The 24,760-nt window shown below is 58.9% G+C and carries 14 protein-coding genes; 3 read left to right on the top strand and 11 right to left on the bottom strand.

Going from position 1 to position 24,760, the window contains the following annotated elements:
- The first annotated feature begins 17 nt into the window (after positions 1-17).
- Positions 18-2,510 (top strand): beta-glucosidase H, encoded by a 2,493-nt coding sequence (locus TSACC_RS19135; RefSeq protein ID WP_075081066.1) that lies wholly within the window; start codon positions 18-20, stop codon positions 2,508-2,510.
- Positions 2,511-2,566: 56 nt separating this feature from the next.
- Here TSACC_RS19135 and TSACC_RS19130 read toward each other — a convergent pair whose 3' ends face one another.
- From TSACC_RS19130 to TSACC_RS19115, 4 genes are all read right to left on the bottom strand, one after another.
- On the bottom strand, positions 2,567-3,847 hold the full coding sequence (locus TSACC_RS19130) for an SGNH/GDSL hydrolase family protein (protein ID WP_075081065.1): 1,281 nt from the start codon (positions 3,845-3,847) through the stop codon (positions 2,567-2,569).
- Positions 3,848-3,936: 89 nt separating this feature from the next.
- On the bottom strand, positions 3,937-4,953 hold the full coding sequence (locus TSACC_RS19125) for a glycoside hydrolase family 130 protein (RefSeq protein WP_169809710.1): 1,017 nt from the start codon (positions 4,951-4,953) through the stop codon (positions 3,937-3,939).
- A gap of 4 nt (positions 4,954-4,957) precedes the next feature.
- Positions 4,958-6,313: an FAD-dependent oxidoreductase gene (locus TSACC_RS19120; protein WP_075081063.1), complete on the bottom strand. Its 1,356-nt coding sequence runs from the start codon at positions 6,311-6,313 to the stop codon at positions 4,958-4,960.
- Positions 6,314-6,389: 76 nt separating this feature from the next.
- Entirely contained in the window at positions 6,390-7,598 is a 1,209-nt protein-coding gene (locus tag TSACC_RS19115) for a glycoside hydrolase family 130 protein (RefSeq protein WP_075081062.1), read from the bottom strand.
- Between the two features lie 196 nt (positions 7,599-7,794).
- Between TSACC_RS19115 and TSACC_RS19110 the strand changes: the two genes are divergently transcribed.
- On the top strand, positions 7,795-8,445 hold the full coding sequence (locus tag TSACC_RS19110) for a hypothetical protein (RefSeq protein ID WP_075081061.1): 651 nt from the start codon (positions 7,795-7,797) through the stop codon (positions 8,443-8,445).
- Positions 8,446-8,630: 185 nt separating this feature from the next.
- Positions 8,631-10,019 carry an MFS transporter gene (locus tag TSACC_RS19105; RefSeq protein WP_075081060.1) on the top strand — a complete coding sequence of 463 codons (1,389 nt, stop codon included), beginning with the start codon at positions 8,631-8,633 and terminating at the stop codon, positions 10,017-10,019.
- A 145-nt stretch (positions 10,020-10,164) separates the two neighbouring features.
- Here TSACC_RS19105 and TSACC_RS19100 read toward each other — a convergent pair whose 3' ends face one another.
- From TSACC_RS19100 to TSACC_RS19070, 7 genes are all read right to left on the bottom strand, one after another.
- Positions 10,165-10,419 carry a hypothetical protein gene (locus TSACC_RS19100; RefSeq protein WP_075081059.1) on the bottom strand — a complete coding sequence of 85 codons (255 nt, stop codon included), beginning with the start codon at positions 10,417-10,419 and terminating at the stop codon, positions 10,165-10,167.
- A 593-nt stretch (positions 10,420-11,012) separates the two neighbouring features.
- Positions 11,013-12,095, bottom strand: coding sequence for a sialidase family protein (locus tag TSACC_RS19095; protein ID WP_075081058.1), 1,083 nt, complete (start codon positions 12,093-12,095; stop codon positions 11,013-11,015).
- Between the two features lie 7 nt (positions 12,096-12,102).
- Positions 12,103-15,834, bottom strand: coding sequence for an exo-rhamnogalacturonan lyase family protein (locus tag TSACC_RS19090; protein ID WP_237764031.1), 3,732 nt, complete (start codon positions 15,832-15,834; stop codon positions 12,103-12,105).
- 339 nt (positions 15,835-16,173) lie between these two features.
- The gene (locus TSACC_RS19085) at positions 16,174-18,666 is read right to left on the bottom strand and encodes a beta strand repeat-containing protein (protein ID WP_084400674.1); all 2,493 of its coding nucleotides are present in this window, start codon (positions 18,664-18,666) and stop codon (positions 16,174-16,176) included.
- Positions 18,667-18,847: 181 nt separating this feature from the next.
- The gene (locus tag TSACC_RS19080; protein WP_075081055.1) at positions 18,848-20,749 is read right to left on the bottom strand and encodes a carbohydrate ABC transporter permease; all 1,902 of its coding nucleotides are present in this window, start codon (positions 20,747-20,749) and stop codon (positions 18,848-18,850) included.
- A gap of 10 nt (positions 20,750-20,759) precedes the next feature.
- Positions 20,760-23,465 (bottom strand): extracellular solute-binding protein, encoded by a 2,706-nt coding sequence (locus TSACC_RS19075; protein WP_075081054.1) that lies wholly within the window; start codon positions 23,463-23,465, stop codon positions 20,760-20,762.
- On the bottom strand, positions 23,455-24,615 hold the full coding sequence (locus tag TSACC_RS19070; RefSeq protein ID WP_169809709.1) for an AGE family epimerase/isomerase: 1,161 nt from the start codon (positions 24,613-24,615) through the stop codon (positions 23,455-23,457). Before TSACC_RS19070 ends, TSACC_RS19075 begins: the two co-directional genes overlap by 11 nt.
- Positions 24,616-24,760 lie beyond the last annotated feature (145 nt).

Here is a 24,760-nt window from a genome sequence, read left to right as displayed (position 1 = left end):
CAATATTACCTCGTCCCATGAATGACCGTACCCAGACTGCGGAAGCCTTTGTCGAAAACACCCTGCGTGCCTTGACGCTCGAGGAGAAGGTGTCTCTCTGCCACTCCGGGTCGAAGTTTGGAGTGAATCCCGTCGAGCGCCTGGGCATCCCCGTCTTTGAAATGTCCGACGGCCCGCATGGCGTACGACATGAGATCAGCAAGACTTCCTGGGAGCCGGCGGGATGTGACGACGATCACTCCACCTATCTGCCCACTGGCACCGCCCAGGCCGCGACCTGGAATCGTGAGCTAATGGCGCAGGCAGGGGCGGTCCTCGGCTCGGAGGCGCGTCATCGCGGCAAGGATGTGATCCTTGGGCCGGGACTCAACATCATCCGTACTCCGCTCTGCGGACGCAACTTTGAGTATTACAGCGAGGATCCCTATCTCGTGAGGGAGTTGGTCGTCCCGGCCATTCGCGCCATCCAGGAACAGGACGTCGCCGCCTGCGCGAAACACTACGCCGCCAACAACCAGGAGCTCAACCGCACGGGCACTGACGTGGAGATGGATGAGCGTACGTTGCGCGAGCTGTACCTTCCGGGCTTTGAGGCCGCAGTGCGAGACGGCGGAGTGCTCACGGTCATGGGTGCTTACAACAAGTTCCGCGGGCAACACTGCTGTCACCATGCCTATCTCGTCAATGAGGTGCTCAAAACGGAGTGGGGCTTTCAGGGCGCCTTTATCAGCGACTGGGCAGGAGTGACCTCCACCGAGGAGGCGGCGCGCTGCGGCACCGACATCGAGATGGGCACGAATGTCGCATCCTTTGACGACTTCTTCCTGGCCCGAGCCTATCTGGATGGGCTGCGCTCCGGTCGATACTCGATGGCTGAGCTTGATGACAAGGTCCGCCGCACCCTCCGGGTGATGTACCTCGCCGGGGTGTTTGATGCCCACCGCAAGGCGGGCTCCCGCAATACCCCTGAGCATCAGCGCGCAGCACTAGACTGCGCCCGCGAGGCAGTCGTTTTGCTGAAAAACGAGGGCGACCTACTGCCGCTCGATTCCAAAAAGATCCGCCGCCTCGCCGTGATCGGCGAGAATGCCGCGATCCGCCATGCCGCCGGAGGAAACAGTTCCGGGGTAAAAACCCTTTACGAAATCACGCCGCTCGAAGGAATCCGCCGACTGCTCGGGGATTCGGTTGAGGTGGTTTATGCCCGAGGCTATCCGGACAATCGCGACGGACTGGAGCCGATTTCCACTCCACTGCTGTTCACCGCTGACGAGGGTTCCGGTGTTCGCGGATGGAAAGTGCTGTACCAACATGGTCGCTCCTTTGCCGGATCAGGCGTCGCGGGTTATGCGGAGAATGCCGCCTATCACGATCTCAGCGATACGCTGCCTTCCGGCTTTCACCCGCAGAATTTTTGCATCACCTGGCAGACGGAGCTGACTGCTCCGGAGACCGGGGCATATGCGTTTGGTTTTGTCACAGATGGCATCGCCGAGCTACTGGTGAATGGAAAATCCGTCTGCCGTACCGAGAGCGACGCGACACGCCATCTTCAAAAGTATGACCTCCAGCTCACCAAGGGCGAGGTCGTCGCCATCACCCTGCGTCATAGCAAAAGCGACAACGCCACCTATGTGAAATTTGGCTGGACCCATCCCGGACAGTCGCACACCGGCTCCGTCCGTGATGAGGCTCTCGCTCTTGCGCGCTCGGCGGATGCGGTGATATTCGTCGGCGGACTCACCCACATGGATGACATTGAGGGGCGTGACCGCAAGGATCTCACGCTCCCGGACGGGCAGGACGAACTGATCGCAGAACTCCTCACGATCAATCCCGACACGGTCCTGACCTTCATCGGCGGGTCTGCGGTGGAGATGCCATGGATCGAGCAGGCGAAAGCCGTCCTCTGGCTTTGGTACGACGGGATGGAGGGCGGAACGGCTGCGGCAGAGGTGCTCTTCGGCATTACCAATCCCTCGGGCAAACTCCCCTTTACCTTTCCCCGGCGGCTAGCGGATGTGCCCGCCCACAACAATCTCGGCACCTATCAAGCGGACATCAGCCATTACCGTGAAGGCCTGACGGTCGGATACCGCTATCATGTCACTCACAATGTGAAGCCTCTTTTCTGTTTTGGCCATGGCCTGAGCTATACGCGCTTCTCCTATGCCGACCTTTCGATTGTCCCCGGTCCGGAGTCGATCGTGGTCGAGGTGACCGTAACCAATAACGGCCCGGTCTCGGGCAAGGATGTGGTCCAGCTTTACCTGGAAGATATCGTGTGCTCCGTGCCTCGGCCCAGGATCGAGCTCAAAGGCTTTGCCAAGGTGTCTCTGGAGCCGGGCGAATCAACGCGAGTCGCTTTTGCCATCACCCGCAGGGATCTGTCCTTCTACGATGAGGCGAGCCGGTCCTGGGTGGTCGAAGACGGTGAGTTCATTGCGCACGTCGGAAATTCCTCCGAAAATCTGCCTCTGCGGCAAAGCTTCGTCTGGGCGTCCCGATAACAACCGCCAGTCGGCGGGCAAACACTCCGTCGCCTGCCTCCGTCTCGCGAGCCGCCTTATAGCGACTCGACGACGATCTTGTACTTTACCAGCACAGCGAGCTGGGACGATTGTTTGCGACGAGCGGCGGCGCGGTCGACGATCTTGGCGGCGAGCTTCTGAAAGGTCTCCTTTTCATCGGGAAAGCTCTGGACCCACAACGGCGTGGAATGCAGGAGATCTTTCGAGAGCACGCCCTCCAGGGTCTGCTTCTCGCGAATCCTGGCTTCAGCCTCGGCAAACGGCTTGCTGAAGGGATTCTCCGGGAACTCGGCAGCGAGGTTGATCCCGGAGGCGGCCTGCTCGGCGGAAAAGGTTTTGGTGCTCTGTCCCCACGTGACCTTCACGCTTTTGCCGGTGGGATTTTTTACCACGAGATTGAATCGGTTGAGATCATTGTTAAAGGGAATGAACTCCGCCATGCCGAGATTCGACTCCTGCTGGGCGGGATCGCCGGAAAAACAAAACGGATAGCGCGACGACTCGACCTCCACAAAGCCCTTCCCGGCGGCGAGTACCTTGTGGCCTGCCGTGGCCTCGGCTTTGCCGTCCTTCATGTCGAGCGTGATGGTGCCGATGTCTCCGTCGCAGCCCAGCGCCTTGAGAAACGCATAGGCCATGATGAGGTGGCCGTTGCGGTTCGGGTGGATTCCGTCATTGCCCGCGACATTGTATTTATCGCCGTACTTCGCCTTGGCTTTCGCCATGGCCTCGATCATGACCGAGTGGACGTCGGCAAATCCCACGCCCTGCTTCTCCGCCACGTCGCGGGCGACATTGCCGAGTTCCTTGAGCGTGTTGTTGTACACGACCGGGTCGAGTTTCTTGAAAGAATTCGTATCGACTGCGCCCGGCGTGCCGACCACGATGTTCCGCACGCCTGCTTTCTTCAATCCCTCCACGATGCTCGTCATGGCATTGCGGTAGGTATCGAGGGTGCCGGGGTTCACCGGCGTGTACCGGCCATCATTCATCCCGTAACACAGAGTCACGATATTGGGATGGAAGACGATAACGTCGTTTTCCATGCGGTCCAGGTAGCTCGGAGCGCTTTCTCCTCCCCAGCCGAACTGCTGTGCCTGAAGGTCCGGAGCGGGCTGGCAAAGGATCAGGTACTCCTCCATATAGACGGAGTAGATCCTCTGGGCAGTGATGGAGTCTCCGCAAATGGCGACAAAGTCCCCCGGCTGAAGCATCCCCGCGCGAGCGGGAGATGGAAGGGAAAGAACCCCAGAGAGCACGGCAGCCGCGATCAGGAAAGAGGCTGACTTTCGGGTGAGAGACAGAGGAAATCGCATAAGGAAGAAAGGTATCGTGTTGCAGTGGCAGGACCTTTCCATGCCTGGAAAGGCCCCCGAGGGACGGGTTCCAGCTTATCGTAAGGGCGTTAGCTTTTCAGAAAGTCCTCCACGCAGGCCTCGGCGACACCGATCTTGGTATCCGCGCCGGCGTAGTAGACACGCAGGATGTTTCCCTCGCGCAGCAGGGCGCCGCAGGTGAAGATGGCTCCGTCCACGTCGCCGTGTTTTTCCCAGTCCAGCTCGGGCTGGAGGATCCAATGATCCTGCCGCTTCAGGACTATGCGGGGATCATTGATGTCATGAAGTGCCAGGCCAAGACGATAGGTGTGCGCGGAGTCCACCGCATGGTAGACGTTCAGCCATCCCTGCGAGGTGCGAATCGGCGGAGCTCCCGGCCCGACCTTCACGTCGTCCCATGAGTTTTCCCGCGTCTTGATCACCACTGTCGTGTCGGTCCAGTGCTTCAGGTCATCGGAAAAGGAAAGGGTTACGCCTGGCAGGTCGGCTTCCTTCGTCAGCGGCCCGCGGCTCCAGGTGCGCCAGTCAAACTGTTGCTTCGGCAGATGACGGAAGGCAGCAGCCTCGGGCCGGTGGAGCAGGGCATATCTGCCACCGATTCTCTCCGGGAACAGGGTGGCGTTTTTATTGTACCCAAACTCGGCGAACGGGACGAGCTCCCCGCGATGCTCCCAGTGAATGAGATCTGTCGACACCGAGTATCCCGGGCTCGGCAGGCCGATGTCCTGGTCGTACAGGCAGTAGGTCAGGTAATAGGTGCCGTCGATTTTCACGATGCGACAGTCCTGAGCCTCGGAGGTTCCGCCGAGGAAGCCGAAAGGAATAATCGGTTCCGGGCGACGGTCGAAGTGAATGCCATCCGCGCTCGTAGCGAGGCCGACGCTCGTATAATAGCGTCCGCCCTCGGGATTTTCCTGCGTCCACCCCGTCTCGTGATCGATGGCTCGATAGAGGAGAGAGGTCGTGCCATTCTCCTCCCACACGGCACTGTTGAGCACCGCTCCGCGCTCCCACTGGACATCGGGGCGGGGTTCGAGAATCGGTGTGGTGGAGAGACGTGTAAGGGTCACTGGAGTACGAGACATAAACTTAGTTGGGGATGATGACCGAGCCGCCATCGGTCAGGGTGTTGCGAAGACGATCGGTATCGATGGCGCGTGCGGCCACGCCATCCTTGAGCGCGAGAACTGCGGCCACGCCAGCGGCTTCGCCGACTTGATTCATATTCACCATCACGCGGATCGCGCCATGGGCGGTTTCGTCAGCATCGATCATGCGGCCAGCCACGAGGAGATTGTCCGGGCCGTCCTTTGGCACCATGCTGCGGTACGGGATCTGGTAAAACGTCGGATTTTCCGCCGTCTCCGGTCGCCAGCGCCCTTGCTGATTTGGAAATCCGGGGCGTTCGTACACCTCGCGTCCATCGAGAAACTTGAAGGTATTGCCCGGTTTGTCCTGATGATGAATGTCGACGCGGTAGGAGCCATTGGCGATGGCATCGGGGAATCTCCGTCCGTAGAGTAGTTCCTCACCCTTGAGCTGATGCAGGCAGCGCACGTGTCGGGACTCGCGCACTCCGATTCGCGATGGCAGCGCCTGCAAGGCGAGTTGATTCTCAGGACAAACCTTTTTGAAAATATCGAAGAGCGCCCGCACCTGGCGACGGCCTTCGATTTCCGCCGCTGTCAGATCGTCGGCGATGGCCGGGTTGGCCTTGGGCACACGTGTTGCCGCCATCATAAAGATATCGGACCCCGGAACAGTCGCCCCCCATGCAAACCCCTCGGGAATTCCAAAGGCCTCGGCGTTTTCATAGATCGCCCGCTGAAAGTTCGTCGTCAGAGTCGACCAGCCGGACACCTTGGCGCAGGTGGTGGCGGGTTGCCAGTGGTTGGCAAAGTAGGTCTCCAACCCTAGACGATGGGCGAGATCTGCATCCCCGGAGGCATCAATGAAGAAACGGGCGCGGATGGCTCCGCGACCCGACTTGTTTTCCACGACGACGGCTTGGAGTTTGCCATCTTCCACCCAGGGTGCGACGAACTGAGTGTGAAAATAGATTTTTAACCCGTGCTCCTGCGCGATCTCATCGAGATCGGTTTTCAACTCCTCGGAGTTGAAGATGAAGGCGGCGCCATGGTTTTTCTCGATAGTGCGCACCGCCTCGCGGCGTTGAAGGCGCTCGACTACCTCGACGGTCAATCCGCCGATGATTGTGTCGCGATACTCGGCGTCGAGCAGGCTGTGCCAGATGTTCACCATCGAGCTGGTCGCAACACCGCCGAAGCAGTTCTGCATCTCCACGATCGCGACGCTCAAGCCGAGGCGTGCGGCGCGGATGGCGGCAAAAAGCCCGGTGCAGGACCCGCCGATCACACAAAGGTCGCACTCGTGGATCACCGGGGTCTGGATCTGTTCTTTAAGGACGGAAGACGATGAAGACATAATAAAAACTAGAGGCGGATCGGAAAAGGAACCATCAGGCTATGGGAACTTCGTTCCAATAATCATCAAGGAAAGGCTATTTCTTCCCGGAGAGGATCTGCTGGTTGCGCCGGATGAGGGCGAGACGCTGATCAAGGCAACGGCGCGTGGTCAGGCCGTCCTCCGGGGTGTTCAGGCACCAGTCGACGAGTTTGTCCACCGTGGTGCGCGCCACGTAGCAGCGCGTGTCGGAGCCGCCGTAGTAGATGAGCACCGTGCCGTCGGGCAACTCGACCCAGCCGTTGGTGAAGGTGACATTGGAAACATCGCCGATGCGCTCGCCCTCGTACGGGGCAAGGAAATGCCCGCCGGGTTGCGCGATGATCTTCTTTGGATCGTCCAGCGCGGTTATGAAGGCATAGAGCACATAGCGCAATCCCGAGGCGCAACCTCGCACGCCGTGGGCGAGGTGGAGCCAGCCGTGCTTCGTCTTCAGCGGGGGCGGTCCCTGGCCGTTCTTGACCTCCTTAATCGTATGATAGGCGCGCTCGTCGATGATCTCCTCCTTGCCGGTCTTGCCTGAGGTAATGTCGCGGCAGAGCGTCCAGCCGATGCCGCCGCCCGAACCCACATCGATGAATCCATCCATCGGGCGCGTGTAAAAGGCATACTGACCTTTCACAAACTCCGGGTGCAGCACGACATTGCGCTGCTGGCTCGACGGGGTCTTCAGGTTGGGAAGCCGCTCCCATTTCTTAAAATCCTTTGTCCGAACCATACCCGCCTGGGCATCGGCGGAGGACAAATCGGTCGGCGCGACCTTCCTGGCCCGAGACTCGGAGCAAAAGGTGCCGTAAATCCAGCCATCCTCGTGGAAGGTGATGCGCATGTCATAGACATTCGTCTCCGGCTTGATCTCCGGCAGATCGAGCGGTTCCGGCCAGAAGCGGAAATTGTCAATACCATTGGGCGACTCGGCGATGGCGAAGAAGCTCTTGCGATCATTGCCCTCCACGCGCACGACGAGACAGACCTTACCCTTCCAGAGAAACGCGCCGGGGTTCAGGGCGGCGTTGATCCCGAGCCGCTCCATGAAAAAGGGATTTGCCTCGCGGTCGAAGTCATAGCGCCACTCGATCGGCGCGTGGGCAGCGGTGAGCACAGGGTTTTGAAAACGCTCGTACACCCCGTTGTCCCAAGTGAGATCAACCGGATTGCGTCGGCGAAGCAGCTTTTCGTGAGCGGCGCGGACTTCGCTGACACGTGAGGCGAAAGTTGATTTAGCAGTACGTTTAGCAGGGGCCATGAAAATTAGCGCCGGGAATCTCCTCCGGCAGAGAACCGAGCTGTGCCAAAAGCCATGCATCGAGGCAACATTCAGCCCACGCATGTCGTTGCGTAAACTTTCTCTGCAACGACATGCGTGGAGAGATGATTGATCCTGAGGGAAGCGGAGATAAACTAGAGGCTACGTTTTCTCGACTCCCACCGCCCCTTTTCCCATGAAAGCTCTGGTTCTCATCCTGTGTACGCTCATTTCGCTTGGAAGCCTTTGTGCCAAAACTCCTCTTCTCGCCGTGGATTTCAATGCTCAGGGGAAGGGCGCGGCAAGTCCCACCATGCCAGGCTTTCAGCCTTTCGATGTCAGCATGACCGAAGCCAACGGACCCGTGGCCGCGTCCTTTTCTCCAGCCGATAACCTTTATCCCTCGCAGCTCGGCGTATCTGTCACGACGGGAAAATCCGAGAGCGACAGCGGACCGGTAGCGGGGCGGCTCTGTACCGTGGACCCCTCGATGGCAAACCTGCCCCTGGGCGCTTTGTACTATGATGCGATCTGCAGCCTCGATGGCAACCCGCTGATCGTTTCCATCACCGGCTTGAAGGCGGGAAAGAAATACACGATCGAGTTCTTCTCCTTCACGAGCACGCGGTCCGGGAATCAAACCCTTACCGATATCACCTCGGGAGAGGGCGGTGAGTTTTGCGCGATCGAGTGGGTCAAAGACTTCCAGTTTTCCGACTCCACTCCTGAAGAGGAATTCTCGGCGTCGCTCACGGCCACCGCCGATGCCAGCGGGAAAGTGATCATCTCGATATCAAATAAGCTGGGTTCGCCGCTCCTGAGCGGGTTTCGCATCTCGGAGAACTGATCCACAGCGCCTCGGCGGCACGGCCCCGGCAAGATTCCACGCATGCAACGAGATGCGTTGAAAGAGAGTTGGGTGGTCGAGAGGTGATCGTAGGTTAATGATCATCCAGGGGACTTCCCGCCCGCAGATTCGCAGGCGTCCTGATGGATGATCGCCAGAATACCATCTCCCTGCACTGAACTCTCATGCAAACAGCCACGGCAAACGTTCCGTCCACTCCGGTAACCGAATACAAGACGGGAAGTCTTACCTACTCCAAAAAGGGACTACTCATACTCTCGCTCTGGCTTCTCTGGGGCGACTTTGCCTTTCAGTTCTTTGAGTCGATCTTTGCACGGTTCATGCCCATCTTCCTGAAGGAGTTGAATGCCTCCAATACCCTGATCGGCATCATGACCGGCAGCTTTGCGGGATTGGTTAATGTCCTCTTCCTGCCCATGATCAGCCAGTGGTGCGATAATCTCCGTACTCCGATCGGGCGACGTATTCCGCTCCTTTATGTCTTTGCCCCGCTCACGGTTGTGACTCTCATCGGTGTGGGATTCGCTCCCGAGATGGGTCAGTGGCTCCACTCATGGGCCGGAGGATTGCTGCCATCGACCATGACCGCTGGCACCGTGACACTGGGTCTCCTTTGTGTGCTCGTGGTCAGCTTCCACTTCTTTAACATGGTCCTGGTCAACGGCTACAACTGGCTGGTGCGCGATGTCGTCCCGCTCAGCGTGATGTCACGCTTTCTCGCCTGGTTCAGCATCGTGGGAGCCATCAGCGGAACCTTGTTTCTCTGGTTTGTCTTTCCGCATTTGCTTGAGCACAGGCAGGTCATCTTTCTCGGAGTCGGCGTATTCTACATCGTGGCCTTTTTCCTCATGTGCATGAAAGTGAAGGAAGGCGAATATCCCCCGCCCGTGCAAAAGTCGGAGCAGCCTGGAATCGCCAGAACTTTCGTCACCTACTTCCGGGAGTGCCTGCAGATCCGGCTCTATCGGCACTTCTTTCTGACTTGCCTGCTGATGATCGCGGCGACCACCGGCGCGAATAACTTCATCACGCTTTTCGCAAGAGAGTCGCTCGGTTTGAACATGGGGCAGCTGGGGCATGTATTTGCGTGGACCTCAGCCATCTCTGTGTTGTTTTTCTATCCCACCGGATGGCTTTGTGATCGGTTCTCGCCCATGCACATCGCGCTCATCTCCATCATCCTCATCATAGTGAGCCAGCTGATGGCATTTCTGTTTGTGGGTAGCTGGCTGGGGTTCTTTATCTACTCCCTGGCGTATGCCCTGCCAGCAGTGGCATGGGGGCTCTGCCAGCGTGCGAGCTCGATGAAGCTCTTCCCGGCGGAAAAGTTTGGCCAGTTCTCCGGAGGCCTGAATGTCTTCGGCTGCGGTGCGCTGATCGCAAGCAATTTCCTGACCGGCCTTCTCATGGATGCCCTGCGGAGCGATTACCGCTTTGCCTTTCTCTGGGCGGTCGTGATGGCTCTCGCTTCCATTCCTTCCATGCTTATCGTCCTGCGCGAGTGGCATCTTCATGGCGGACGCGGCCACTATGTCCCTCCCCTGCCAAGCTGAGTTCCGACATATCGCTGCTTTCGCGAGGGTTTACGCGCTCCGAGTTAGCATTTGCAAATAACAAAATGTCTCTCCCGGCGCTTCTCGATGGAGAAGGAGTGGGGCATGGCTTTAGCAACACCCCACGCGTGGGGTGTTAATCCAATCAATTGTCAAATTGGGCAAAAAATTGGTAGACCGTTGCGGCGACAATCTTCTTGGCGAGCAGCGGATGCAATTGCTCAATTTCTTTTAGCAATTTGATCCGCTTCGCCTCCAGTTTTGAATTCCTGCTAGATTGCACCTGCTCATTGATGGCTTTGAGGTAGACCATGCCATAGTGAGAATTTTTATCCCTCATGGCTTCGACCTTCTTTTCGGGAAGATAATCGGCTATTGTAGCGGTCAACTCTTCAGCCATCCTGCGGAGCCGGGCCAGCCAATATCACCAATCGTGATATGAAGCACCTTCTGGGTGGTATACGTCCTCCACAAAACAAACCTTCCTAGCTTTACGTTCTCCCTCCAGCCGGGCGAAAAATCGGAGCACGTAGCTTTTTCCTGGTTCAACAGCGATGTTATCCGAGGAAAACTACGCTGCCCAAGGCTTAATGCCTCCCTGTTCGAAAGCGAGCACCAGGACATTTTTGCCCTCGTATTCTGCCGGCAGGACCTTGGCCTGACCAGTAACCCCTTTCGAAATTTCGAGTTTCCATCCATCGGTTTCCTGACAGAAGTCGGCATTTTTCGTGCCATACCTTTTTTCCGGATTCCATCCTTCTCCGCCTCTGAAGCGTTTTTCGGAAATGGATACGTATTGGGGGGCATAGCAATCGTCGCAAGTGTCAACGTCGGGCCTATTTCAGGGACCCAACCAACGCGTTGGTCATCGGTTCTAGGTGCCAGTTTTCCAAGATGCAGATCCCGTAATCCGGGAACGCAGGCAATACAGGACGCCGCGTCTTCAGCTCGATAGCCTGCTTCTCGGACCGAGCGCCGTACCTGGATCAGCTCCTAGTCGCTGGATGAAATGCGAAAAGCCGATTCGCGGAAGGCATATCCCCGTATCTGCCCCTTCGGCGCATCGTCCACGATGTACGTCACCACATGGATCTCGCCGTCGGGAAACTGCACCCACCCGGTATAGCCCGTATCCGGCCTGTCCGCCCGGTCATAATCGAGAGGAAGCACGCGGGTCGACGCCTCGGCGCGGCTCCGGGCCTTGCAGCTCTCCACGTCGGTCAGGCTCGCAAAGACATTCTGCGCCCAGTTCTCACGCCGCCCCCGCCCGCCCGGCTCGTAACGATAGGTGACCAGCACTTCGCCGCTCTGCAGCATCCCTGCGACCGGCCGATGACAGGCAGGGATCGGCATCTCAACGAGTCCCTCCCAGGTCACACCTCCATCGCGGCTAAAGACCTTGTAGGCGTCGCGGCCCATGCGGGAATTCTCCCGGAAAAAGCAAACGAGTTCTCCATCCGGCAGCTCCAGGAAGCTTCCCTCGCATAGTTTCAGATCGGACCTTCCAGCGATGAAGCAGGGTCCCGTCCACGAAAGTCCCTCGTTGTCCGAAAACCAGGCGTAGGACCGCCATATTTCCTCTCCCTTTTCATCGGCCCGGCAGGTCTGGGCGCTCACGAGCCAGCGCCCGGGCTGCGATCCATACCGCAAGACGGTGACTTTGTCGGGAACGATTCCCTCGATCGGCGTAGGCACTGCGTCCGACCAAGTCAGCCCGCCATCGTCGCTGAAGAACATCCAGTTGGTCTGCCGCCCTCCGGGTTTATTACCTTCGCCCGCTCCGCTAACTTTATCGACTATGACAACGAGACGCCCATCGTCGAGCGCTGTCACGCGGGGGCAGTTCCAGTGGGGATCGTCCGGACCATGCTTGGTCAGGCCCGGTGTTACGGGGCGCTTGGTAGTCCACGTGCGCCCGCGATCTTCGGAGTGCGTGACCATGATGCGGGTGTAGCTGCGGTCTCCATGGTCGGGACACTCGCTGAACACACAGATCATACGATCTCCCTGCAAGGCCATGTCCGGCCAGGCATGGTAGATTGCGTCGTCCCGGCATACGGGATATTTTGCTATCATTTGATTTTTATTCTTCCGCCCCGGCGGATTCCCCTCCAGGAGCAGCCGGAAGTGATGTATTATCGAGTTTCGTTGATTGCTCGCCGATCCGCCCCAGTACGGGCGCAAAGTCATCCCAGCGATGAGCAAAAAACACGGTCTGGTCTGCGGGAAGCCAACTCAGCCCGGGCGCGGAAACTTCTGCGCGCACACCTTGCAAGCCACCCTGGAGTGTGACGGAATCCGAAGTACGCGATGAGCCGAACAGCAGGATCGTCTCGAAGGTCTTGCCATCGTCGAGATTCTGCACCGCGAAACTCAGCGGTCGCGACGCACCCTGCGGTTTGCCAGCGGCAAAGTTCAGCGTAAGCTGCCCGGCTTTTGGCGCGAAGAGGAAGCCGTTCACTGCCTGCGAACCCTGCCCGAGTACCGCCACCTCATTGGGCAGATCCGTCAGCGGCGCCCGATAGATCGGATAATACCCGTAGAACTCGATGCGATACACGCCGGGCAGTCCGCCCGGAATCTCGAACACGGGAGCCTCATTGCTCAGGTAACGCAGTTGCCGAGGGCTGCCGTCTGCGTTGCGATCATGGAGCGGGATTTGCCGTACCTCCTTGCCCGCCGGATCGACGATCCGGGCGATAGACGGGAGCATGTCGACGCCCATCCGGCTCTCGAAGCGAAGTTTGAACGGACGGCCGTCCGGATTCAGCGCTAGGATCAGGGCAGACTCTGATCCGTCCCGCACCTGGTTCTTTCCCGACCGCGCCGGAAAGACCGGGTCCAGATTCACTCCCTGCGCCCGCGCCTTGTTCAACTCCGCCGGACTCAGTTCCGCCAAGGCCGCCTGCACTCCCGGAATCTCATCGAGCATTCGCGAATCCACCGCGCTGGAGTAGGCGCCATAACCATCCAGCGGATCACCAGGACTGCGGAAGACTTTTTGATCGGCGTTCTCCAGCACACTCAGCAGTCGCGGCGCGCGTTCCATCTCCTTTTTCTGACTGAGCAGCAACGCTGCCGATGCCATGCCATAAGGGCCGTAGTTTTCCGTGGGCAGCGCCTCCTCCAGTCTTTCGATCACCTTCGGATCACGCGCAAAGACAAAATAGCGGATCGGCCATGTGCGATTGAAGAAGGCGAATCCCAGTTGGGAAGGATAATTCCAAAACGGCGTGCCGAGCGCGGAATCCCCCATCGGCCGAAGATACCCCACCAGGCGCGGGTCCCAGATGGTTTGATAGATATCCACGAGTTCGCTGATGGACTGAGTCAGTTCCCGGCCTACTCCATAATGGGAGCGATATTGGTATTGGCTGACCAGCCGGTTGTACCAGAGGTCAAAAACATCCCGGGCCTCGAGGTCCACCTCGGTCAGGTAACGCTCGAGGAAAACCTTCGGGTTGGTCCAGTGCTGGAGGATGCCGACATCCGAATCCGTGGGAAATTCGCCGCGCAGCCGCACTCCCCAAGGCAGCCAGCCCTTGGCGTGATAGAGCCCTCCGGGGGTCTTCCCCGCATAGGTGCCAGCCTCTTCCGGAGGGACATAGTGGACGATGCCGACATCCATGAGGTTGCCGGTTTGCGCCCGGGCCATCTTGAGAAATCGCGGGTCTCCACTGCGGAAATAGAACTTCCACGGGAAGCTGGCGTGCCCGTAATGCGAGTTTTGCCAGATACGATGGAGCCACGGTGCCTTCAGCCCGGTATCCCAGTTGTTGTTCGTATTCCCGTAAATCCACATGCCATAGATCCGCCCGACCGCAGCCAGGTTGCTCATGCCGGTGGCATAGGCCTCAAGTAATGCGTCGGATCTTTCCCAGCGCGGATCGCCAGCCGCCGTCAGGAAAGGAATCACGCCGCTCCCTACATTCCACGCAGGATCAGTGATCGCCGATGGCGCCGTCTGGTTGACCATCGACTGCGAGGCAACGGCGGCATCCGGCGTCTTGCCCGGGAAATACTCCACGCCGAAGCGGATGCTCATGCTTACCCCGCTGCCATCGCTGCGATAGCCGATAAATGAGGTATTCTCGCGATCCCACCGCAGCGCATCATGCCACGTCCGCAGCTGGTTGAAGTAGACCTCGGGCAGTTGCAGATCGAGCAGCGGCCCCTGGTGTGCGAAGAGATTGCGGTGGATGTTCTCCCGCTTGATCTCCTCCTCCGGCGCCACGATGCGCCGCCCGTGTTTCGGCCAGGAATGAAAGGTCATCTCCCCCGAGGAATAGGAAATCTCCTTGGGAAACTTCTCCCACACATCGCGCAGAAAACCCGCCGCTGTCACTGTGCTGTCGCGCACCGCCAGCCAGCCGTCGGAGCGCTTCCCCGCAGGGTCTCCATCGATGTGATTCAGCCACACCGCATCCGGCGCAGCCTGGGCAAAGAACACCGAGCCAGTCGATGCCACTGAACCCGACTGGATCTGGCCATCGATGCCGGTGTACCACTGAACCGCATTCTGCCCGGCAGCTGCGACCGGCACCGAGAAGCCCACATCAGCGAGCTTCCTCGCATGCGTGTCATAGGTGATGATGGTGCGCTGAAATCCATCGATCCGCGACAGCCCCGCATAGGCATAAAGTCGCACCTGAAACTGGCAGAGCCTGTCCTGTGGGTTGGCCGGGTTGACATACCATCCGCGGATCGATACTGCCGCGCGCACCGGGCCGTTTTCATCGATCCGCACTTCGGGAGCGAGATCCGCGGACGCCTCATAACGCGTTCCCTTTTCGTCAACGAGATAGGCGCCCGCGGAATTCACTGTCGTGGACAACCTTGCCCACGTTTCACCTTGCTTTACTTCAATCTGTTCCGGCCCCCGGAAGGCCCGCTTGGAAATCTGAAACCGGACCGCGCCTGTTTCGATAACCACGCTCTCTGCGGACTCCGCCACCTTCAGCGGGGAGGCAACTTCCGCCGCCGCCTTTTTCAGCACGTACTTCTGGGCCTTGCCATCGCGGTATCTGGCAACGAAGGAAATTCCCATCCAGCGCACGGAGTCATCCGGCCCCGGCCCCCAGTATGCCATCGGCTGAGACTGGGTCAGGATCGGCTGATCGCCCTCCCAGACCTCCAGCTTTTCTCCCGGAGAGAGAGCGCCAAACGGCAGCGGCACGCCGAAGGAGATCGGCGCGATCGTCTCGCCCGTCGCCTCGATCGGAGGCACCATCAAGGGGACCCCGGCGGCAGGAAAACCCGCCTCGGGCCGCAGCGCCTTACCCACGGAAAATGTCCCCGAGACCAGCGCAGTCTCACCGCCGCCCGAGGAGAGGACGATACGCGCGGCGAGGGTGTAGCTTCCCTCCGGCAAAGCGCCCGCGTTCAGCTTGCCTGCGACCAGATAGGCGGGTTTTCCCTCCTCGGTCAGATAGGACTCCGTGGCCAGAGCCTGCCCCTTTCCGTCAAGCAGGCTCACCTCCAGCCGCGTGCCCGCAGAAGCCTTGCTCAAGACCGTGGAAACTACCAGGAGCTGACCAGCGGGGTCATTCGGCGCATAGACCACCCGATCGCACCACACGGCGTTGGCAGCCACCTTGGCGGGCAGGGTGGCGAGCGGACTGTCTATCCGACGCAGGGTTTCGAGCGGCGTCCCAGGCATGACCGCCCTCGCGGCCGGTGTTGCAGATGCAGTTGGTCTTGAAGAAGCCGCCACCTCTCCGCGACTCTCTGTTTTTTTCCCGCCGTCTCCAGAGGGCAGATAGCCAAGCCGCCAGGCCACGACAGCCGCGGCGATGCCGAAAAGGATGAACAACAATACCGTCCGGATATAACCGGAGTCCACAGGCTGAGGAGAAGAGTGTCTGGCCATATCAGTCGCGCAGGACACGCGGCCCACCCAAAGCGCGAATTACACCCCGAGAGATTCGACAACACAGTGCCTGCACGTATTTCATTCGATGCTAATCCCGGCCTGTCAACCAGCAGCAACTGCTTGTCAACCAAGCAAACAAGCCGATTTGCTCCCACGCCTCGCCCGGAGGGGCACTTTCATAAAAAAGAAAGAGGCGGCATCCGTTATCCCCAAGAAAACGGAGCCGCCTCAAGGACGCGCAGCAGATCACCCGGAAGGGAGCTGCCGAAAATCAGCCCCCGATCAGGGAGCTCTGCGGCGTCGGCCATTGACGAGCATCAGGAGACCGGCCACCGTGACGAGCAGCCACGTCTCAGGCTCCGGGACCACCGCCAGCAAGGCGACGTCGTTTCCACCCGTGAAGGTGCCGCCACTGAAGTCTGCCTTGTAGGTGATCTCCCAAGCTTGCGAATTCCAAAAGAACTGGCTGCCTTCGTTCAGGAGCGTTGTCACTCCATTCAACTTGGAAAACACCCCAACAACCGCATCCGCCCCATCATTGTCCACGAGGAAGAAGATATCTCCGACCTGTGGATTGGTCAGCCCGGCGTAGATTGTCAGCTGCAAGTTTGAGCCGGTATCCAGCGTCACAGCCCCGGTGACCGCCACGCGATCCGCCACCGGCGTGCCGGCATTGCGACCGAGCTCGACGCTCAGGGCGCCTGTGCTCGCGATGGTCAGGCTGCCTGTCGAGATGGTGCCGATGCTGTTGCCGGGAGCGAGCGTACCCTGAACCACCACCGCTCCACTCATCGTTCCGCCACCACCCAGCCTGGCCCCGGACTGGACGTAGACCGCACCCGTTCCCGTTCCCGAGCCGGTGGTATTATTGACCAGCAAGGAACCGACGCTGACGTAGGTGCCGCCCGAGTAGATATTCGCCCCGGTTACCGAAAGAGCTCCCAGGCCGGTTTTCGTCAGGCTTCCCCCTGAGCCGCTGAGTACACCGGAAAGTTCGCCATCCACATTCGTCGACGACACTCCATTATGAACCCTGACCTCACGATTTCCGGAACCAAGATCGATGGCATTCTGGAAGGTCAGCTTGGAATCGGAGAAGTTGGAACCCAGGATCAGCGCGCTTCCATTTCCCACAAACCCCGCCGTGCTGCCCCAGCCCAGAGAGGAGCCGCTGGAGAGATTGACCGTGCGATCACCTCCAAAAGCACTAAATCCGCCGTCGCCCGTCCACTGGATCGTGCCAAGCGTACCGGCCGAGCTCACATCGCGGGTCAGGCTGGTGGCAGCGCCGATTTCCAGGATACCACCGCTTCCCAGATAGACGGCTCCCTTTCCATTGCCCGTTCCCGTAGCGTTGGAAAAGTTGATGGCTCCCGTATTGGAAAGCCGGACCGTCCCGAAATATTGATTCGTCCCCGTAACGTTCGAGGCGCTTTTCACATCGATCAATCCATCTCCAAAAAAGCTCACGTTTCCAGCGCCCGTTCCCACCTTCACAGCGGAGTCGATCGTCAATGCACCCGTGCCAAACTTTGCGATGATCGCATTCGAAGGATTGGCATCTGCCAGGTAAGCAGCAGTTCCCGATCCCGTAACCAGCTGGGTTCCGCTATCAAAGAGGAATCCCGCCGTCGACTGGATGCGAGTGTTGGTCAGCGTAATGGTGACGTCACCCGCAACACGCAGGCTATTCACACGGGTGGTGGTCGTAATGGAGCTGTCTGCAGTAACGACAAAGTTTCCACTGGAAGCTCCGTTAGTCAGCTCCGTCGTGGCTCCCAGGGCCGAGATCTCTTTTAACGTACCCGACCCGGCCTTGGCAAAGTCCACCCCGGAGGCGGATTTGAAAAAAGTCGCAGTGTTCAGGTAGCCCGCCGTCTGGTTCGCCGTAGTGGTGTAGAACTTGCCGCCGCTCGAGGAATCAAAAAGGACGGCGGTTCCCGCACCACGCGAGAAGGCGCCTACAGTTACACGCAAGTCAGTCGCGCCGTTCAGCTGGGATTTCCATGTACTCAACCCCGTGTTGGCGGTGGCTCCCGCCGAAGCAAACGTCTGCACCGTCTCATTGCCCGCGCCCGTCTTTGCGACAAACTGCATGGTCCCGCCAGAGCCCATGAGCGAGGCGGTGCTGGCAAAGGCGTAGTTCGTATTCACGCCGCTTGCGGCATTCGAATAATCCACCACAAGGTTGCCATTGGCAACGGTGACCTGCCCGGCAGATGAACCTCCACCGCGCAACGTCCATGTGCCGCTGCCACTCTTGGTGATCCCGGTGACCGTCCCCGCAATCGCTCCGTTGATTTCTCCATTACCCACGCCGCCAAGCGAAACCGCAGAAGTTCCACTCACCGCCCCCAGGGAGAGAACCGATCCACCACGCAAGCTTTCGTTGGAAAATGTCGCAGCAGTATCCAAAGCCAGCGCCGAACCAATCGTCTGGGAGTTTGCCACATTGGCACCGAGCAGGATCGAACCACCCGATCCCAGCACAAAGGAACCCGACTGCAGCGAAAACGCTCCGGCATCCGATCCAAGGAAGGAAATATTCTGAATGCTCCTGCTGGAATCCACCGTCACCGAGGTATTCGAGGAACCACTGAAAGTTGCCGTGTCGCCCGCTCCCGGGACAGAGCCGCCTGACCAGTTTCCCGAGTCGGTCCAGTTTCCGTTTACTGCCCCGGTCCAGGTACTGCTGGCCGCCTGGATGGAGATGTTCCCTAACAATAGTGAAACTGCACAACAGACTACCAAATGACGTGGAGCGGATTTCTTCATGATGTGAATCAGTGGTTACGGTTCACCGCCTTGTTATGCGTAGCTTTCCGCTGTTGCCAGAGGCATGAACTTGTCAGTTTTGCGAACAAGCAACCGGTTACAGGGCGGAGAAACGCCTTCAGAAAAACGATGAAACGCCCACTTGCCGCCCCTGACTTGAAGAGTTGGGAAAGAAGGGAACCTACTTTTCCACTGGGACGACAATGCCCCGCATGATGATGTTCTGACAGAAGACGAACACCAGCAGGGTGGGAATAGCCGCGACAATGAGGGCTGCGTAGACGATGCCCTGGCCGCTCGTCTGTTGCAACTGGAAGAGCCACACCATGAGCGTCCACATCTTCGGGTCCTGACAGATGAGGAGGGCAAACATAAACGCCGCATAGGCATGGGTGAAGGCCCCCAGGGCGATCACGGCCAGGATCGGCTTGGACAAGGCCATCGTGATGTTGAAAAAGATCGTCGGCTCGCTCGCCCCGTCGATGGCGGCACTTTCGTAGAGCTCGCGCGGGAGGGAGTCGAAAAACCCCTTGAGAAGAAAGATGTGATAACCATTGGCCAGCCCCGGCAGGATCAGCGCCCAGAAGGTATTGAGCATGCCTAGCTCCCGCAGGAGCAGGAACATGGGGATCTGCGTCACCATGGCGGGAAACGCCATCGTCATCATGAGGAAGAGAAGCACCTTGTAGGTGGAGCGAGGCTTGAAACGGCTGAGCGCGTAAGCAGCGATCGGGTCTACAGTGAGCGCGGCCAGGATGGAGAGCGCGCAAAAGATCAGCGTGTTAAAGAATCCCCGCCCATTAACAACGAGGTAGTTCCACACATCGATGTAGTTGCGGGTGGTGAAATACCATTTGAGCCAGCCCTGCATCTTCTGGAAATCGACAAACTGCGCCGCCTGTTGCGGCATCGCTACCACGCCCCAGGTGGAATGAGCGGTGCCCAGCATTTCATTCATCCGGGCCAAGCTGCCATATCGCTGGCCAAGATATTCCCGAAAGGCAAAATCCGGCCCGGTAAGCCGTATTCCTTCGATCGGGAGCTGATATCTAGAACCGGTAGCATCATCCGTCCAGCCCTCGAGAAACCCATCCCAGTCCGTCTTCTCAATGCTCTGCCTGGGCCTCGTCGTGGGAAAAACCACTTCCTCAAAACTGGTCACCGCCGTCCCCCGGCGTTCATTGAAAGCGGCTATATCGCCGCGATACTTCGCCTTCAGGTACGACCGGAATTCCAGAGCCCTGCCGGAATCGACCTGCAAAAACACAGGGTTCAGAACGTTTCGTACAAAGGCTTCGTAGTCTTTGTGCAATGCAGGAGGCATCTCGGCTCGCGTGGCCTCGAGCGGGACATCGCTCCAGGATCCGAAGGATGTCCCCAGAGCACCATTTAGGGCGGCAATCGACGCCCCGTACTCCCCTCGGAGATAGCTACGAAAGAAATTCGACAGATCAACATACGCCCTCCACATGACAGGCTGCGCCAGGGAAAACTCCTCCACCCGCTGGGCGAACGGAGTTGCCGCGCTGGTGACGAACCGATTGAGAAAGTTCGCCGGCACGACATAAAACGCCGATACGTTGGGAAACGAAGTCTGGTACTTGAGATTGACAGCCTCGATGCTTCCGTTTTCCCGCAGGAGCTCGGTGCGCAGTTTCGAGAGGTTGAAGGGGACCGCATTTTTGCTGACCGGACACTGCAAATAGGCGAGGACGAACCAGGCCACGTTCTCGCTCTTCTCCCGGTCCGCGACAAAAGACTGCCAGTCCGCGATCAGAGGCGAGGATTCTCCCGGAAGACTCACCTTCAGGAAGGTCGCATCCCACAGCCCGTAGGCGTTTTGCATCGCCTCACTCCGCTCATTGAAAAAACCCTCCAGGTACTTCCGGTACAAGGCGGTTTCATTGACCAGATACCGAGGCATCACCGTGACCTCGGCGGCATCGAGCGAGGTCTTGGTGCTACCGCCCAGCATCAGCAAGAACGGGTAAACCATCGTCACTACGCCCGCGGACAGCACGATGTAGATGGACCAGATGAGGAGGCGCGACTTCCATTGTCGACGCCCGATGAGAGAGATCATTGGCATGGCTTTATCTTCCTCCCGTCGTGCGAAACTCGACTTTCGCGAGCATGCGCAGTTGATAGACCGTGAAACCGATCAGCAGGAATCCCAGCATCCAGGCCATCGCTGTCGCAGGACCAAACTCCAGGTACACAAAAGCCTTGTAGAAAATATTCAGCGGCGCGACCTCAGTATTGGCCTCCCCTCCGGTCATGGCCAGCACATGATCCGCCGATCCCAGCCACGATCCGATGAACGCTCCGACAAAACTGATCATGATCAGCGGACGCATCATGGGAATGACGATGGTGATGAGCTTGTCAAAGAAGCCCGCTCCATCGATCTCGGCGGCATCATAGAAGTCGTCCGGGATGCCCTTCAAGGCAGCCAGATAGATCAGGCACCCAGGTCCCGCGCCAGCCCATATGCCCGGGAGCACGATCGACAGCATGGCATAGCGGGGATCTTTCAGCCACTGGATTGGCTCGGGCAGCGTGCGGAAGAGTCCGGCCAGCCCATGCTCCTCCAGCACCACCCAGGGAATGCTCACCACGCTCACCAGAAAGACAATACCCACCAGTGTCGAGATGACGGCAGGAACCATCTGGCCGTGAAAGCGGAAGCGGTTCGCCAGCACCAGGGTAAGCGTTAATACAGCGAGCCCCACGCCAACAAAAACGATAGCGGGCAGCTTCAGGATGATGGCATTGAGCGGAGCACGCGGCGTCGGATCGTAGAACTGTTTCCAAAGCAGGAGCGTCACGAGGCCGGCCAGGACCGCAGGCAAGTAAAACATCAGGCGATAGAACACCTTCCCCCTCGGCACCTCCTGGAGAAGGATTGCCAGGATGATCGGCGGTAAAAAACCGAAGACCAGAGAGATGAAGGAAAATCGCATCGAGTTCCACAGAGACTGCCACCACAGCCCATCCCACAGCATGTCTCCAAAGTGCTTCAAACCGACCCAAGTAGATCCCTCCAGAATACGATAATCCTGAAACCCCATCACGGAACCCGCCAGCAGCGGATAGTATTTCCAGACCAGAATCGACAGCAGCGCAGGCGCCAGCATGAGGCTGATCGCAAGGCCCCGCCGAAAGCCAATCCGACCGGGCACCGTGGCCGCCTGGGAACCAAATGTCTGGAACACCCGGAAGAAAACGAATCCAAACGCCGCAGCCACGAAGATCAGGAAGATCGCCGCGACGATCGAGCGCGTCCGTCGCTCCTCTGGCGTCACCTTGCCAATCATCGCCGCATTGGCGCGCTGCTCGCCGCGCTGCAGCAATTCCGCCAGATATTTGATGCGTTCGTTCGGAGCCTTCGGAAGTCCATTGCGCATTGCCGCCTCTGCTGCTTCGCGTACCGGGATTCCCAACATGCGGTAAGCCAGGTTGCTGTTCTTTCCGTAGGGCTCCGGGCGGCCGGTCTCCGACGCGATGCGAAACACCTCCGCCCAGCCCTTGGGCGCAAGGCGGGCAACCTCGGCATACCCGAACTTGTTCAAGTCGCGCGGGCTGACAAAGCGTCCCAGCCCGGCTTCCACCAGGACTCGCGTCCGCACCGCCCCGGCCGCATCGCTGTCCTGATACGCGATATACTCCCAGGCGGCATCTCGCACCGCGGGGGATTTGATCTGCGAGTAGATGCCCAGCATGCGGCTGTTCAGTTCTCCGGCGCGCAATCCAGTCGGTCCCTTCGGCACTGGCACGATGCCCACGAGCTCCGGATTCAGCCCGGAGATGAACTGCTCATCCATGTAGACGAGGTTCATCCCGACCTCGCCGCGCTGCCACTTGTAATCTCCCAGCCGCTGGTCATTGAAGGCATATCCACGCATCCATTGCCCCTCCTTGGTCTGCCAGAGTTCCTGGGTCAGCTGCAGAAAGTAATCCAGAGCCTTCGCCCCTTCCGGGCTTCCAAAGACACACCGCCATTCGTCGGCGGGCTCGTCGTACTCCATCACTTCTCCACCAGCAGACCACAGAAAGGTGGAAAAATTCCACCCCGGGTCGCCGCGCATCAGCAAACCGCTGCGATTGCGGGAGGGATCAGTCAACACCCTGGCTGCATGCAGCATGTCATCCCACGTCCAGTCCACCGTCGGGTAGGCCAGCCCCGCTTCGTCAAAGAGGTCCTTGCGGTAAGCGAGCACCCGGCCCATGAAGCCTCCGGTGGGCAGAGCCCAGATATGTTTCTGACCGTCCGGCCCCTTCCGATCAATGACGGGCCAGATCTTGGGATGCACCCGAGCGCGCTTCTGGGCATCGCTGAATGAGGTGAAGTACGGGTCCTCCAGCTTGTCGAGGGGATATAGGAATCCGTTTCGGATGTAGGTGTCGGATTTGCGAAAATTCACATAAAGCACATCCGGCGGTGAGCCGCCCGCGATGGCCATGAGATCGCTTTCCACTCCCTCCACCTTGAGTCCGGAAAAGGGTACCAGCCTTATCGCAACATTCTCCCAATCATAAGACCCGTATTTCTGGGGATCAGCCAGATAGCGGGCGAGATACTTCTCGCGAAAAATGCGGGGAAAATCGGCCGTAAACTGCCGCACCACCGCAACCTGGGCACGAGCAATGGCGGAGTTATCACTCGGGATGGGCAGGTTCGGCACGACCACATTAATGACGGGCCTCCCATCGATCACCTCGACCTCTCCCCCTGCCTGTGCAACGGCCACCCATCCTGCCAGGAGCAAGATGAAACCAAAAATTCGGCTAACGGACATAAGGATGCGTATGGGAAAGAAGCTGAATGCTGAGAGTAAGTGCGCGGGGTAAATGAAACGGGTCCTTCACCGGCAGGGCAATAAGTTCCTTGATCGGTTTTCCCTCCCGGTCAAGCCGCTGGGTCCACTCGCCTCTGCCGTCGCCATGATGAGCCAGCGACCAGTCCAGCACCCGTCCAGACCACTCGTCGACCCATGGCTCCGGGCGGAGACTTCCGCACAGCGCCAGCGCATAGATCGCCTCGCAATGCACCCACCAGAGTTTCTTGTCTGCATTGGCATACCACGGCGGCTGGTGGCCGCGCGCGTCCAGCCCAAGAAAGATTCCCCCAAACTCCGCATCCCACCCAGCCTCAAGCATCCAGCGAATCGCCTCGATGGCCTGCTGAACAAGGTCCGGACGATTCCGACGAGTGGCCGCGTGAATGACAAACCACATCGACTCGATCGTATGGCCTGGAACGACTGCCCGTCCCTCCGGCGTGTCCACAAACTCATCCGCCGGTCCCAGGTGCTCCAGCAGGGTTTTCCATTCCGGACGCCGATGGTGTACCATGATGCGCTCCAACGCCCAGTCGACAAAATCAATCAGGTCTCTCTCGGCTCCCCCTTCCAACAGTTCATTGGCGGTCTCCAGCGCGATCATCGGCGGACCATGCACCCATGCCGTACCAGACGGAAGGGCATAGGGCGCGATCGTCTTGAAATAAGGCTGCGTGATCTCTGCGGCGCTTTGCCGGAATAAACGCAGAGCCGTATCCCGGTAATGCTGCGTGCCTGTGGCGAGATACAGCTCGTTCAACCCATATGCCAGAAACAAATCGGCATAGACGCTGGTATGCCCCTCGAGCACCTCCCCACTGCGCGACATGCGGAAACATACCCGCCCGTCGGCCTGGATCGCATGAGCCAGGCAAAACTCCGCGGTCTGCACCGCGATCTCCAAAAGCTGAGGGTCCGGCGAAAGCCGACGGTGAATCGCCGCAAACGTCCAAATTCCACGCCCCTGTGACCACGCAAATTTCTCCGAGCTAATGAGCTTCCCCGCCTCGTCCATGCAGGTCAGCAGACCGCCACGAACCCGGTCGATGCCGTGTTCCAGCCAGAACGGGATGACTCCCTCAAAAAGAAATTGGCGGTAGAAACTCAACAAAGCTCCGCCACGCTAATTAATTCCCCTGGAGGCACAACTCGCAAAGGACTTGTCATCTTTCCTTACAACAGTCAGCTTGTCAGCCAAACCGACAAGCCATCATCCTTTCCTTTTCGAGAGATATGGTCATATAAATCCTCCC

It is taken from the genome of Terrimicrobium sacchariphilum, assembly GCF_001613545.1.
Lineage (GTDB): Bacteria > Verrucomicrobiota > Verrucomicrobiia > Chthoniobacterales > Terrimicrobiaceae > Terrimicrobium > Terrimicrobium sacchariphilum.
The sequence above is the reverse complement of the archived record's forward strand: the minus strand, read 5'-3'. Positions and strand labels throughout refer to the sequence as shown.